19 protein-coding genes are annotated in these 12809 nt (G+C 59.3%); 11 read left to right on the top strand and 8 right to left on the bottom strand.

The annotated features are described in order from the left end of the window. Positions 1 to 43: 43 nt before the first annotated feature. Positions 44 to 262 carry a hypothetical protein gene (locus tag Q0O99_RS17535; protein ID WP_367185230.1) on the top strand — a complete coding sequence of 73 codons (219 nt, stop codon included), beginning with the start codon at positions 44 to 46 and terminating at the stop codon, positions 260 to 262. A gap of 65 nt (positions 263 to 327) precedes the next feature. Here Q0O99_RS17535 and Q0O99_RS08225 read toward each other — a convergent pair whose 3' ends face one another. Continuing rightward, entirely contained in the window at positions 328 to 579 is a 252-nt protein-coding gene (locus tag Q0O99_RS08225; RefSeq protein WP_293750324.1) for a type II toxin-antitoxin system ParD family antitoxin, read from the bottom strand. 262 nt (positions 580 to 841) lie between these two features. On the opposite strand from Q0O99_RS08225, the gene Q0O99_RS08220 reads away from it, so the two are divergent. Beyond that, positions 842 to 1306 carry an OsmC family protein gene (locus Q0O99_RS08220; RefSeq protein ID WP_293750322.1) on the top strand — a complete coding sequence of 155 codons (465 nt, stop codon included), beginning with the start codon at positions 842 to 844 and terminating at the stop codon, positions 1304 to 1306. Positions 1307 to 1407: 101 nt separating this feature from the next. Beyond that, complete coding sequence (locus tag Q0O99_RS08215; protein ID WP_293750320.1) at positions 1408 to 1986, top strand: GNAT family N-acetyltransferase; 579 nt, start codon at positions 1408 to 1410, stop codon at positions 1984 to 1986. Here Q0O99_RS08215 and Q0O99_RS08210 read toward each other — a convergent pair. The 5 genes from Q0O99_RS08210 to Q0O99_RS08190 all read right to left on the bottom strand — a co-directional run bounded on the left by Q0O99_RS08210 (position 1919) and on the right by Q0O99_RS08190 (position 4618). After that, on the bottom strand, positions 1919 to 2209 hold the full coding sequence (locus tag Q0O99_RS08210) for a DUF86 domain-containing protein (protein WP_293750318.1): 291 nt from the start codon (positions 2207 to 2209) through the stop codon (positions 1919 to 1921). The genes Q0O99_RS08215 and Q0O99_RS08210 overlap by 68 nt on opposite strands. 115 nt (positions 2210 to 2324) lie before the next feature. After that, positions 2325 to 2729, bottom strand: coding sequence for a nucleotidyltransferase domain-containing protein (locus Q0O99_RS08205; RefSeq protein ID WP_293750316.1), 405 nt, complete (start codon positions 2727 to 2729; stop codon positions 2325 to 2327). Positions 2730 to 2752: 23 nt separating this feature from the next. Next, on the bottom strand, positions 2753 to 3391 hold the full coding sequence (locus Q0O99_RS08200) for a MarC family protein (protein ID WP_293750315.1): 639 nt from the start codon (positions 3389 to 3391) through the stop codon (positions 2753 to 2755). Positions 3392 to 3410: 19 nt separating this feature from the next. Further along, positions 3411 to 3872 (bottom strand): MaoC family dehydratase, encoded by a 462-nt coding sequence (locus Q0O99_RS08195; RefSeq protein ID WP_293750314.1) that lies wholly within the window; start codon positions 3870 to 3872, stop codon positions 3411 to 3413. Beyond that, positions 3872 to 4618 carry an SDR family oxidoreductase gene (locus tag Q0O99_RS08190; RefSeq protein ID WP_293750313.1) on the bottom strand — a complete coding sequence of 249 codons (747 nt, stop codon included), beginning with the start codon at positions 4616 to 4618 and terminating at the stop codon, positions 3872 to 3874. The genes Q0O99_RS08195 and Q0O99_RS08190 overlap by 1 nt, the downstream gene beginning before the upstream one ends. An 81-nt stretch (positions 4619 to 4699) precedes the next feature. Between Q0O99_RS08190 and Q0O99_RS08185 the strand changes: the two genes are divergently transcribed. After that, positions 4700 to 5302 (top strand): 2-hydroxychromene-2-carboxylate isomerase, encoded by a 603-nt coding sequence (locus Q0O99_RS08185; RefSeq protein ID WP_293750311.1) that lies wholly within the window; start codon positions 4700 to 4702, stop codon positions 5300 to 5302. A 27-nt stretch (positions 5303 to 5329) separates the two neighbouring features. After that, the gene (locus tag Q0O99_RS08180; RefSeq protein ID WP_293750309.1) at positions 5330 to 6019 is read left to right on the top strand and encodes a dienelactone hydrolase family protein; all 690 of its coding nucleotides are present in this window, start codon (positions 5330 to 5332) and stop codon (positions 6017 to 6019) included. 9 nt (positions 6020 to 6028) lie between these two features. Here the strand turns inward: Q0O99_RS08180 and Q0O99_RS08175 are convergent, their stop codons facing one another. Together Q0O99_RS08175 and hemB are read right to left on the bottom strand one after the other, a co-directional pair. Further along, positions 6029 to 7144, bottom strand: coding sequence for a magnesium transporter CorA family protein (locus tag Q0O99_RS08175; protein WP_293750472.1), 1116 nt, complete (start codon positions 7142 to 7144; stop codon positions 6029 to 6031). Positions 7145 to 7206: 62 nt separating this feature from the next. Further along, positions 7207 to 8211, bottom strand: coding sequence for a porphobilinogen synthase (gene hemB / locus Q0O99_RS08170; RefSeq protein WP_293750307.1), 1005 nt, complete (start codon positions 8209 to 8211; stop codon positions 7207 to 7209). Between the two features lie 323 nt (positions 8212 to 8534). Between hemB and Q0O99_RS08165 the strand changes: the two genes are divergently transcribed. The 6 genes from Q0O99_RS08165 to rpsL form a co-directional block, all read left to right on the top strand. Continuing rightward, on the top strand, positions 8535 to 8963 hold the full coding sequence (locus tag Q0O99_RS08165; protein ID WP_293750305.1) for a CopD family protein: 429 nt from the start codon (positions 8535 to 8537) through the stop codon (positions 8961 to 8963). A gap of 19 nt (positions 8964 to 8982) precedes the next feature. After that, on the top strand, positions 8983 to 10089 hold the full coding sequence (locus tag Q0O99_RS08160; RefSeq protein ID WP_293750303.1) for a VanZ family protein: 1107 nt from the start codon (positions 8983 to 8985) through the stop codon (positions 10087 to 10089). Positions 10090 to 10133: 44 nt separating this feature from the next. After that, the gene (locus tag Q0O99_RS08155) at positions 10134 to 10478 is read left to right on the top strand and encodes a (2Fe-2S) ferredoxin domain-containing protein (RefSeq protein WP_293750301.1); all 345 of its coding nucleotides are present in this window, start codon (positions 10134 to 10136) and stop codon (positions 10476 to 10478) included. Next, positions 10478 to 11104 carry a CocE/NonD family hydrolase gene (locus Q0O99_RS08150; protein ID WP_293750299.1) on the top strand — a complete coding sequence of 209 codons (627 nt, stop codon included), beginning with the start codon at positions 10478 to 10480 and terminating at the stop codon, positions 11102 to 11104. Before Q0O99_RS08155 ends, Q0O99_RS08150 begins: the two co-directional genes overlap by 1 nt. 174 nt (positions 11105 to 11278) lie before the next feature. After that, a complete protein-coding gene (locus Q0O99_RS08145; RefSeq protein WP_293750471.1) occupies positions 11279 to 12367 on the top strand; it encodes a D-alanyl-D-alanine carboxypeptidase family protein in 1089 nt (362 codons plus the stop codon). A gap of 151 nt (positions 12368 to 12518) precedes the next feature. Then, on the top strand, positions 12519 to 12809 hold a 291-nt coding region (rpsL, locus tag Q0O99_RS08140), incomplete at its 3' end, for a 30S ribosomal protein S12 (RefSeq protein ID WP_293750297.1).

The raw sequence follows: 12809 nt of genomic DNA, 5'->3' as shown, positions 1-12809 counted from the left end.
GAACTCAATCAGGTTCAGTTTGAAGCCAAGCAGGGATATCGCGTTGGCCGTGCAGCACGCGCCAAACATCGATGTGGTCCTCTTTTCCGATGTAAAAAACACCATGCGGGTAAGCGGTCAGTGGCTAAAACCGAAGACCCGGCAGGTTCAATTCATGGGCATACCCTGGCGATCCCGTGGCGGGGTGCCGACCGATGTGGGCATAGGCTTTTTCCACCGCATCAATCAAACCGAGAGCGGCAGATGGTGCATCTTCGTCTAAATAGTGGGCAACAGCTTGCTCAACATCCCGAAGGGCCAATTCGCGTGGGATGACTGGCTTGGTTTTCACCGTGGTGAGTGGGTCCGTATGGCTTGGTGAACCCGGTCACGCAAGCCATCAAAGTAAGTCCCGTTGACGGGAGCAGTGGGTGCAGAACCCGCACCGTTCATGAGCAGTTCACGCAATTGCAGGCGATCCTGGTCCTTGCGGATCAATTCACGCACGTACTCGCTGCTGGTGCCGTAGCCGCGTTGGCTGACTTGCAGATCCACGAAGGTCTTTAAAGTTTCAGGCAGAGAAATGTTCATGGTGCTCATGCCTTCAGGATAGTGAGTTTGGCAAAAATTGGGAAGAAACGGCTGATCTTATGCGACTCATTCAGTCAGGCGGACAGTCAGGTGCGTTGTGTGTTGGAAGCCTTGCACATCACAAAAACGGTTGCCGCCACTCGTAAAGGCCAGCGTTTCGATGTTCCGGAAATGAAGCTGAGGCATGATGCAAATGGATAAATAAGAATTCTAAAATTCATCCATGGCACAGCATCTGAAATGCGAATGCCTTTTGTGCTGCAGAACCCATATGGCGAACTACACGGCCGAAGTGATTTGGCAAAGGGGCGATCAGAACTTTCTGGATCACCGCTACAGCAGGAAGCATCTGGTGCGTTTCGATGGTGGCGTGGCCTTCGCTGGTTCATCTTCGCCCCATGTCGTGCCTTTGCCCATGTCGGACCCTTTGGCAGCAGACCCTGAAGAAATGTTTGTCGCGGCCTTGTCGAGCTGTCACATGCTTTGGTTTTTGGACATCGCCGCAAAGCAAAAATTTTGCATCGACCGTTATGCGGATGCGGCCACGGGACAAATGGGTAAAAACAGCCAAGGCAAGCTGGCGATGACACAAGTCACCCTCAGGCCCGATGTGCGCTTTTGTGGCGACCGCATGCCCACACCCGATCAAATTGCCCAGATGCACCATGCCGCGCATGAAGCCTGCTTCATCGCCAACTCCGTTCAGACACAGGTTCATTGCGAGCCCATTTTTTGAAAATCAAATGAACCCTGTACAGGCCTGTGGCGTGCCAGAGGGCAGTCTGATCGCCCGTCGTCTTGCTGGGCGGGCTGGCCGCGTACGGTGAAAGAGATTGAATGATGTTGATTCGTGATGCCATACCTGATGACGCTCAGGCCGTGACTCAAATCCATGTCGAGGCGTGGCGGACCGCTTACGCAGCCATCCTGCCTGAAGCGTTTCTAGCTTCCTTGTCGGTGGCATCGCGACAGGCATTTTGGGTACAGTTTCTGGCTGAAAAACAGGGTAATTTGCAGGTGGCTATGGATGACGGTCGCATGTTGGGCTGGATCAATACCGGACCATGCCGGGATCAGAGTGCACTGAATGGCGATGCAGAAATCTGGGCTTTGTATGCATTGCCCACGGTCTGGTCTACGGGCGTGGGGCGTCAACTTTGGGTGTCAGCTCAGACCCGCTTGCTTGAACTAGGCTATCGACAATGTCGCTTGTGGGTGCTGGCTGAAAATGCGCGAGCGATCCGTTTTTACAAGGCTGCCGGGTTTGAAAGGGACGACACCCCTGCAAAAACCATTGAGCTGGGTGGCGCACCGGTGGAGGAAATTCGGCTTTCTTGTCGTATGGGGGTTAGACGCGGTCTTTCAGCAACATCTGCCGTGAATAAGCCAGAAACTCGCCCAGTTGCAACTGGATGATGTTGACCGTGATGGGTAGTTGCATTGTCTGGTATTCGTGGACCGCGATGTTTCGAAAGCCCACCATGTGCTTCATGGACTCCGCCAGTTCGGGTTTGAGCCAGTGCGCTGTGGCCAGGAGGGCAAAGACATCGCGTGAGCTTTGTGGAAGCCCCAGACTTTCCCGGCGGATGATGTGGTGGCCCATGTCGAGCGCCGCTTCGCAAGCCCGCTGTATGTTCAAAATGGCCGCGTCTTGACGAGTGAAGTTGGTGGCAAATGTTTGGGGGTCGGTGTTGAACTCTTACCGTGCGCGGGCGACGCAGCGTTCAATGGTGGCTGCCTTGTTCAGCAAAACGTCATCGGCCATACACACGTCCTCTTTGTGCCACGTCGTGAATCAATCCGGCGCGGGCTTCGTTGAGCGCCATTTTTTCGCTGAGCATGGCCGCTTCAAACAAGCCAGCCCGGACATCCTTGCGCCACCAGGCGGTGCCAAGGGTCAGAATTTGGTACTGCATGACAGTGGACGCTGCTCGGATGTCCAGCAAATCTACTGTGCAGCCTGCGATGTCTGCCAATGAACCCGACAAATTGAACAGCGTCAGGGGGTCCCCATAACCTTCGAGCAAAACCGCCAGATCGAGGTCGCTGTCAGATCGCGCAGAGAGTCCTTGATTCTCTATGCGGCTGCCAAAAGCATAGACCGCCAGCAGACCAGGCAGACGTTGCTGAAGCAGGGTGATCAAGGACTCTTTGTGCATGTCTGGATTGTGCCTTGACGGGATCACCCCCCCCGTGCCAGCACCGGAAACAGCTTGGTCAGGCCATCTGCCATGACCTCGACCGCCAGTGCGGCCAGGATCAAACCCATGAGGCGGGTCATCACGTTGATACCGGTTTTGCCCAGAATGCGGGCAATCGGGGTGGCCAGTGAAAAGCACAAGGCCGTTGCCAGCGCAATGACCACGCCGTAGCCCACGAGGGTGGCCAGTTGGGCAAAGTCTTTGGCTTTTTCGGCGTAAATCACCACCGTGGACATGGTGGCGGGGCCAGTCAACAGCGGGATGGTCAGCGGCACCACGGCGATGCTGGCCCCCATGGCGGCTTTGGCTTCGGCGTCGTGCACTTCTTCGGCATTGGCGCGGGCTTCGGCGGGCTGCGCATTCAGCATCGACAGGGCCGATGTGAGCAGCAGCATGCCGCCACCCACCTGAAAGCTGGCCAGCGAGATGCCGAAAAATTCCAGAATTTGCAGGCCCAGCAAGGCGCTGGCTGCAATGACCACGAAGGCGCTGAACGATGACACCCAGATGGTGCGTTGGCGTTGGGCGCTGCTGAAGCCCTGCGTGTAGTGAATGAAAAAAGGAACGATCGCCAAAGGGTTGACGATGGCCAGCAGGGTGATGAGCGGTTTGAAATCCATCGCCCGATTGTGCTCCCCATCAAGCGGCTGGCGTGCGCCTTCTGAACATGCCCCAGCCTTCCATGTGCAGCACTTTGTCACCGTGTTGGTTGAACATTTCCCACAGGTTGCGCGTCATGCCTACATCGGGACGCTTGCTCATGGGTTTGGTCTCGAGCATGGTGCTTTGCAGGCGCAGGGTGTCTCCCGGGTAAACGGGTTTGAGCCATTTGACGCCTTCCAGACCCGGCGAACCCAGGCTGGAGGAGTCGTTCAAAAAATTGGTGACCATCAGCCGCATGGCCATGGCGCAGGTGTGCCATCCGCTGGCCGACAGCGCCCCAAAGACCGAAGCTTTGGCTGCTTTGTCGTTCAGGTGAAAAGGTTGCGGGTCGAACTGGGTGGCAAAGGCGATGATTTCTTCGCGAGTGGGCGAGATGGTGCCCAAATCGCGCACCTCGCCCACCGCAAAGTCTTCCCAAAAGTATTTGATTTCGGCCATCACCGGCCTCCCGAAATGTCCAGAAAACTCATGGTGGTGTAGCTGGCCGCATCCGACAGCAGCCAGACAATGCCCTCGGCCACTTCTTCGGCGCTGCCGCCGCGCCCTGCTGGCACCAGGTGCTGCAGGTCTTTCACCCGGTTGGGCAGGCCGCCAGAGGCGTGGATCTCGGTGTCGATCAGACCCGGGCGCACCGCGTTGACCCGGACGCCCTCTGCGGCCACCTCTTTGGCCAGGCCAAGGGTAAAGGCATCGATCGCGCCCTTGGCGGCGGCGTAGTCCACGTACTGGCCCGGCGCGCCCAAGCGAGAGGCGGCGCTGGACACATTGACGATGCTGCCGCCTTCTCCGCCGTGAAAGGTGCTCATGCGGCGCACAGCTTCGCGGGCGCAGATCAGGCTGCCGATCACATTGATGTCGAACATGCGTTTCCAGCGGGCCACGCTCATTTCGTCTATGCGGGCCTTGACGTCGACCACGCCGGCGTTGTTGACCAGCCCGCTCAGGCGGCCCAATTTGGCGTCAATGTGCTCGAACATGCGCAGCACCTGCGCTTCTTCGGCCACATCGGCCTGCACCGACATGGCTTGCCCGCCCGTTGCGCGTATTTGCCGAACCACTTCGTCGGCGGCCAGCGAGTTGGCGGTGTAGTTCACGGCCACCGACCAACCATTTTTTGCCGCCAACAGGGCGGTTGCCGCGCCGATCCCTCGGCTGCCGCCGGTCACCAACAAGACTTTGTTCATGGCATATCTCCTGCAAAAAATGTTGAGAACGGTTAAAACCCTTGTTCCACCCAAAGATTACACAACACACAAGGAGACAGCATGGGTCGCACAGTGGACTATTACCTCGCACCCCAAAGCCCCTGGGCTTATTTGGGCCACCAGCGCCTGGCTGACATCGTGCAGCGCACGGGGGCTACGCTGCGTGTCATGCCCATCGATCTGGGCGGCAAGGTGTTTCCGATTTCGGGTGGCTTGCCTTTAGGCCAGCGTGCGCCCCAGCGCCAGGCTTACCGCTTGGTGGAGTTGCAGCGCTTTAGCCAGCACTTGGATGTGCCTTTGAACCTCAAGCCCAAGTATTTCCCGGTGGGTGGTGACGAATCGGCCCGTCTGATCATTGCCGCCGATCTGGCCCATGGCCCACTGGGGGCCATGCACATCGCGGGTGCGATTTTGGCCGCTTGCTGGGCGCAAGAGCGCAACATGGCTGATGACAAGGTGTTGGCCGAACTGCTGTATGAGCATAATTTGCCAGACAGTTTGATGGCACAGTCGCGCAGCCAAGCGGTGCAGGAGCGTTATGAAAGTTACACCCAGTCGGCCATCGATGCAGGGGTGTTTGGTGCCCCCAGTTATGTGGTCGATGGCGAGATTTTTTGGGGCCAGGACCGCCTAGACTTTGTCGAGCGTGCGTTGGCCCGTTGAACTGAGCTCTAACCGAAAGGAAAACACATGGGAACGATGATTGAACTTCAAAGCGCAGATGGCACCCCAGTGCCCGCCTACGAGGCCCGGCCTGTTGGCGCACCCAAGGGGGCTGTGGTGGTCATCCAGGAAATTTTTGGCGTGAACAACCACATCCGCCAAGTGGCCGATGGCTATGCGGCAGAGGGTTACCTGGCCGTGGCTCCGGCCGCCTTCCATCGCGTCAAGCCGGGGGTGGAGCTGGGGTACACCGATGCCGACATGGGCGAAGGCTTTGGCTACAAAACGGCGGTGGAGGCCTTGCCCACACCTGGCGTGATGCAGGACATTCAGGCGGCCATTGACCATGCGGCCCAGGCCTTAGGGGGCAAGGTCGGCATCGTGGGTTATTGCTGGGGCGGTTTGCTGACTTGGCGTGCGGCCTGCACTTTGACGGGTTTGAGTGCTGCAGCGCCTTACTACGGAGGCGGTGTCACCAGCGCGGCCGAAATCGCCCGCCAACCTCGGGTGCCTGTTCTGGCCCACTTTGCTGATGAGGACAAGTGGATTCCACTGGACACGGTGGCTGCTTTCCAGAAGGCACACTCCGAAGTGGCTGTCCACACCTATGCCGCGCACCACGGCTTCAATTGCGACCAGCGCGCTTCATGGCATGCGCCTTCGGCCCAGCTGGCGCGCGAGCGCACGCTGGCGTTTTTCAAGCAGCATTTGGGCTGACCTGGCCGATCAATCGCCCGTGCGGGCCAGGTAGCGCTTGCGCCAGAACACCAGGGCCAAGGTGGTGGCAACGGCCACCATGCCGCCCAGCGTCCACCAAAAGGCGCTGGCCTTGTGCAGCCAGGGCATGAATTCAAAGTTCATGCCGAACACCGCAGCGATCAGGTTCAGGGGCAAGAAGATTGCGGTCAGCGCCGTCAAGGTGCGCATGATGTCGTTGGTGCGGTTGCCTTGGGCGTTGAAGTGCATTTGCACGGCGGTTTCGGTGTTGTGTTCCAAGCGGCGTACGTGGTGAACGACCCGGTCGATGTGTTCCAGCACGTCCCGGCAGCGCAATTTCAGCAACTCGTGCTCGCGCAGCGCGGTCGGGTCATCGCTCACCACCCAGTCGTCCAGGGTTTCGTTCCAGTTGAGCATGGCCGTGTGCTGGTCGTCGCACAGGTCTTCAAGCTGGTGAAGGGCCAGCCGGGCCTGCAGCAAGGCGTCCCAACGCCGAAAGCGCGCACCGGGGTGGATCAGCTCGGCCTGCCAGTGGTCGAGCTGGCGGCTCAATTCGCGGCGCAAGTCCAGGTAAGCGTCCACCATTTGGCTGACGATGCGCAGCATCATGTCGGCTGGACCCAAGGGGATGCCCCGTGCCCCGGCAGATCTTGGGTCGTGTGCCAAGGTCTTGTCGCTCGTCGCGTTCAAAAGGCGGCTGGCATAGGCTTCGCGCACGGCACAGTCGTCGGGGTGCACGCTCAGCAGCACCCGCTCAAACACCGCAAAACCCACCGGGCTGGTGTCGATGCGTCGCAAGATGGGTGGACCAGGCCTTTTGCCCTGGGCGTGTGCAGCCTTGGTTTCGCTGTGCCGGGGTGCGGTGCTCGTTTGCTGCGCCAATCGGCGAAACACCACCAGGTCGTAGTGCGAGGTGAAGTCGTAGCGTGAGGGCAGCTGGCCGTTGAGCAAGTCCGCGACATGCAGGTCCACCAGACTTTGTCCCGTCAGTTGTTGCAGGCTGGCCTGAATGGCGGATAAATGCTGCTCGAAATGCGAGCGGGACAAAGCCAGCCAGAGGAAGCCTTGCTCGGGCAAGGCCTGAGGTTGCGGGGTCTCGGCGCTGCCCTCTGGCCAAGCCTGCACCTGGTTGCCGGTGATGCTGAACACCCGCAACCCGGGCACGCCCGCAGGGCTGTGGGCGTCTTTCAATGGGCGGCGATCCAGCGCGCAGCGTCGCGGGCAAAGTAAGTCAGCACGCCATCTGCACCGGCCCGTTTGAAGGCCAGCAGGCTTTCCATCATGACCAGGTCATGGTCCAGCCAGCCGTTTTGTGAGGCCGCTTTGAGCATGGCGTATTCGCCCGACACTTGATAAGCGAAGGTCGGCACCTTGAACTCGTCTTTGACGCGGCGCACGATGTCCAGGTACGGCATGCCGGGCTTGACCATCACCATGTCTGCCCCCTCTGCCAGGTCCATGGCCACTTCGCGCAGGGCTTCGTCGCTGTTGCCGGGGTCCATCTGGTAGACCTTTTTGTTGCTTTTGCCCAGGTTGCCGGCCGAGCCGACCGCGTCGCGGAAGGGGCCATAAAAGGCGCTGGCGTACTTGGCGCTGTAGGCCATGATGCGGGTGTGGATCAGGCCGCGGGCTTCGAGCGCTTGGCGTATCGCGCCGATGCGCCCGTCCATCATGTCGCTGGGGGCGACCATGTCCACGCCGGCTTCGGCTTGGGTCAGGGCTTGCTGCACCAGCACGGCGGTGGTTTCGTCGTTGAGGATGTAGCCGGTCTCGTCGAGCAGGCCATCTTGGCCGTGGCTGGTGAAGGGGTCGAGCGCCACATCGGTCATCATGCCCAGCTCGGGAAAGTGTTTTTTCAGCTCACGCACCACGCGGGGCACCAGGCCGCCCGGGTTCATGGCTTCGCTGCCAGTCGGGTCCTTCAGGCTGGGATCGATCACCGGGAACAGCGCCATGACCGGGATGCCCAGCTTGACGCAGTCTTCGGCCACGGGCAACAACAGGTCGAGCGACAGGCGCTCCACGCCGGGCATGGAGCTGACCTGCTGGCGCTGGTTCTGGCCGTCCAGCACAAAGACCGGGTAGATCAGATCGTGCGCTGTGACTTGGTGTTCGCGCACCAGGTTGCGGGTGAATTCGTCACGGCGTAAGCGGCGTGGGCGGCTGTTGGGGAATGGGGCGACAGAGTTCATATCGAAAATTGTGCCTGAAGTCCGCGCAGATGCCAAAAGTCGTTGGGTGCGTGCGGTCGCTCAGGTGGCAGTGCGCTTCAGGTGAAATGCTTGGATGGCACCAAATGATAAAAACAACACAAAAGGAAAACACATGCTTGTTATTGGTTTTGTTATTTGATAAATTCCAATTCGGGCAGCTTGCTGCCTCCCGCTTTTCCTCCCTGAGCGGGCGCCTTGATGTGTGACAGCAACAAGGCTTCCCACCCCCGGCCCCTGGCCGGGGTTTTTTTTTGCCCTGCGAACAGGCCCTTGGTTCGGGCATCACTGGCTACACTTGAAGCATGCTCTGGATCAAAGCCCTTCACATCGTTTTCATTGCCAGCTGGTTTGCCGGCTTGTTTTATTTGCCACGCATTTACGTCAACCTGGCCATGGTGCCAGCCGACTCGACCGCCGAGCGTGATCGCCTGCTCTTGATGGCACGCAAGCTCTACCGCTTTATGACCATCCTGGCTGTTCCGGCCTTGGCGTTGGGCTTGTGGCTTTGGCTTTACTACGGCATTGGCCTGGGCACGGGCCAGGGCTGGATGCATGCCAAGCTGCTGATCGTGCTGGCTTTGTTGGGTTACCACCACAGTTGTGGCGCGTTGTTGCGAAAGTTTGAAAACGGGCAGATGCAGCGTAGCCATGTCTGGTTCCGCTGGTTCAACGAAGCGCCAGTGCTGATGATGCTGCTGGCGGTCATTTTGGTGGTGGTCAAGCCTTTTTAAAGGCTGACCCGTCAGGCTTATGCGCAAGCCCACTTGGCGCAAAACAACCGCCTGGCCTTTGTTTTGGCTGTATGCGGCCCTGATCGTCTACGCCAGCCTGTACCCGTTTGACAACTGGCGCTTTCAGGGCCTGGTGTCTTGGTCATTCCTGACCGCACCCTGGCCACGTTACTGGACTGGGTTTGACGTTTTTTCCAACGTGCTGGGCTATGCCCCCTTGGGCTTTTTGCTGGCGCTGGCCGTGCACCGCAGCCGCCGACAATGGCCTGCCGTCACCATAGCGGCCTTGGTGGCCGCCGCCTTGTCGCTGGTGATGGAGTCGCTGCAGATGTTCTTGCCGGTGCGGGTGCCTTCCAACCTCGATTGGGTGCTCAACGTGGGGGGCGCTTGGGCAGGTGCCCTGATGGCCCGGGGCCTGGCTTGGGCTGGGCTGCTTGAGCGTTGGGGTCGTTTCAGGGACCGTTGGTTTGAAGCCGAGGCCAGTGGTGCACTGGCCTTGCTGGCCCTGTGGCCCTTGGCTTTGCTGTTTCCGGCCCCTGTCCCGTTTGGCCTGGGCCATGTGTTTGAGCGCGTGGAGACCACTTGGATCGAGTGGTTACAGGGCACACCCTGGCTGGATTGGTGGCCAGTGCGCATGGCAGAACTCCAGCCTTTGTTGCCTTTGACTGAGACCTTGTGTGTGGCCGTCGGTTTGCTGCTGCCTTGTTTGCTGGCGTATGGCGTGGTGCGCCGCAGGCCGCAGCGCTGGGTGGTGGCCGGGGCTTGCTTGGCGGTGGGTTTGTTGGCCAGCGCCTTGTCGGCCGCTTTGACATACGGACCCGTGCACGCGTGGGGGTGGATCAGTCCCGAGGTGATCAAGGGCTTTGTTTGGGCCTTGGTGGGGGCGGCGGTGCTTTCGCTTTGTCCACCCCGCCTGTGCTGGGTACTGGCTTTGGCGGCCTTGGTACTGCAGTTGAGCTTGCTCAACAGCGCCTCGGCCGATGTGTATTTTTCCTTGACGCTGCAAACTTGGGAGCAGGGACGCTTCATCCGTTTTCATGGACTCATCCAGTGGCTGGGTTGGATGTGGCCCTTTGTCTTGTTGGTGTACCTGGTACGCCGACTGTCCTGGCCAGGCCTTTCCTGAGTTGGGTGAATCCTCACCCTCCTGCGGGGGCCTAAAATTACCGAATGAGCACCGAAACCCCCAACCCCTATTTCAAGCGCCACATCTTTTTTTGCCTGAATGAGCGCAAAAACAACGAGGCCTGTTGCGCACAACAAAACGCCCAGGCCGCTTTTGACCATTGCAAGTCCCGTGTGAAAGAGCTCGGTCTGGCCGGTCCTGGCGAAGTTCGGGTCAACAAGGCCGGTTGCCTGGACCGCTGCGCGGGCGGGCCGGTGGCCGTGGTGTACCCGGAAGGCGTTTGGTACACCTATGTGGACCAGAGCGATATCGATGAGATCGTGGAGTCGCATTTGAAAAATGGCCAGGTAGTCCAGCGTTTGGTGACCCCCGAGCAACTGGGGCGTTGATGAACCCCACGACCCGTGCGCTCAGTCTGCAAGGCCAGGCAGGGCAGATCGAAGCCTTGATGGACGAGCCTGCTGAAGGCCCGGTGCAGGGCACTGCAGTGATTGCACACCCCCACCCCTTGTTTGGCGGCACCATGCAAAACAAAGTGGTGCAGACCTTGGCGCGTGCATTTGTGCAAAGTGGCTGGCGGGCCGTGCGCTTCAATTTCAGGGGCGTGGGCGCGAGCGAGGGCACCTACGACGAAGGCCAAGGTGAGGCTGCAGACATGTGCAAGGTCATCGCACAGGTGGCACCAGTGGGGCCCCTGGCGCTGGCCGGGTTTTCCTTTGGTGCTTTTGTGACCAGCCATGTGGTGCAAGCCTTGGGCGACCAACGGCCGCCGCAACAACTGGTGCTGGTGGGCACGGCGGCGTCGCGTTTTGAGGTGGCACCAGTGGCCCCTGATTTGCACGAGCGCTGCCTGGTTTTGCATGGCGAGCAAGACGACACCGTGCCATTGGCCAGCGTGATGGACTGGGCCCGGCCGCAATCCTTGCCTATCACGGTGATTCCTGGATGTGAACATTTCTTTCACGGACAATTGCCCCTTCTCAAATCATTGGTGGTGCGCCATTTGAGGTCCTGATGCGTGGGTCCTGTTCTCAAGCCCCTTTTTTCGAGCGATGCTCCGGTTGCGCGGCTCGGTTCGGGCCCTTTTAGATTGCAAACTTTCCGCATGGCAAACGAGCGCATGAACGCAATTTCGAAATTTTGGATCGGTGCTTGGCTGGCCGCTGCTTCTTGGTGCGTTCAGGCCCAAATGCCTGAAGCACCCGAAATGGCGGTCAAAGCCTATCTGCTGATGGACGTGACCGCCAACCAAGTTTTGGCGGCCAAAGACCCCGATATGCCGGTGGAGCCCGCATCGCTGACCAAGCTGATGACGGCCTATTTGGTCTTTGACGCCCTGAAAAACCGCAAGATCGACCTCAAGCAAAGCTTGCCGGTGTCCGAACGGGCTTGGAGGATGCCAGGGTCGCGCATGTTCATCGACCCCAAGATGAAGGTGCCCGTAGAGGACTTGATCAAAGGCATGATTGTCCAGTCGGGCAACGATGCGACGGTGGCCTTGGCCGAGGGGGTCGCGGGCAGCGTCGAGCGCTTTGTGCAGTTGATGAACGACCAGGCGGTCTTTTTGGGCATGCGCAGCACGCTTTACAAAAACCCCGAAGGCCTCACAGCCCCTGGCCACACCACCACCACCCGAGACTTGGCTTTGCTGGCCACGCGGTTGATGCGCGATTTTCCAGACTATGTGCCTTATTACGCCATCAAAAAGTACCGTTACGAAGGCACTCCGGCGGCCAATGACACCAACCGCAATCTGTTGCTGTTTCGAGATGCCAGTGTGGATGGCCTCAAAACCGGTCACACTCAGGCTTCGGGTTATTGCTTGGTGGCATCGGCCAAACGTGAGTTGCCCAATGTGGGCACGCGACGCTTGCTGAGCGTGGTGCTGGGGGCCGAGAGTGAAAATGCCCGTGCCAACGAGAGCCAGAAGCTGCTCAACTGGGGCTATGCAGCCTTTGATGCGGTCAAGCTCTTTGACGCCAACCAGGCGGTGGTCACGCCATCGGTGTGGAAAGGTAAACAGCCAGTGCTCAAGCTGGGCTCGGTGCTCCCCTTGGTGGTGGCCATCCCTGCAGGCAGCGCTGCGCAGCTCAAAACCCAGGTGGTGCGCCCGGACCCCTTGGTCGCGCCTTTTGCCAAAGGGCAGGTCGTGGGTAGTCTGAAGGTGTTGCAGGGTGAAAAAGCCTTGTTTGATGTGCCTTTGCAGGTGCTGGAGCCGGTCGAACAAGCCGGCGTTCTGGGGCGTGCCTGGGACGCTGTGAGGCTTTGGATCAAATGACCTGCGGGAACGGCCAGCGCCTGCCGAAGCGCTGTTAAATTGTGGATAACTTGCCACTCTTTCACCATGCGGTTATACTGGCGGGCTTTTCCGCTTTTGGGGCGGGGAAGTTTCTTTTGTCAAAATTCAACGTTTAGGGACGTTACAAACAATGCCAACCATCAATCAATTGGTGCGTCAGGGGCGCGAGGTCGAAACGATCAAGTCCAAAAGCCCTGCGATGCAAAACTCTCCACAACGCCGTGGCGTGTGCACCCGCGTGTACACCACGACGCCAAAAAAGCCTAACTCGGCGCTGCGTAAAGTAGCCAAAGTTCGCTTGACCAACGGTTTCGAAGTCATTTCGTACATCGGCGGTGAAGGCCACAACCTGCAGGAACACTCGGTGGTTCTGGTGCGCGGTGGTCGTGTCAAGGATTTGCCTGGTGTGCGTTACCACATC

Source organism: Limnohabitans sp. Rim8 (genome assembly GCF_945901735.1).
In the GTDB taxonomy this organism is placed as follows: domain Bacteria; phylum Pseudomonadota; class Gammaproteobacteria; order Burkholderiales; family Burkholderiaceae_C; genus Limnohabitans_A.
Note: the sequence above shows the minus strand (reverse complement) of the source record. Positions and strands in the feature narration are given on the sequence as shown.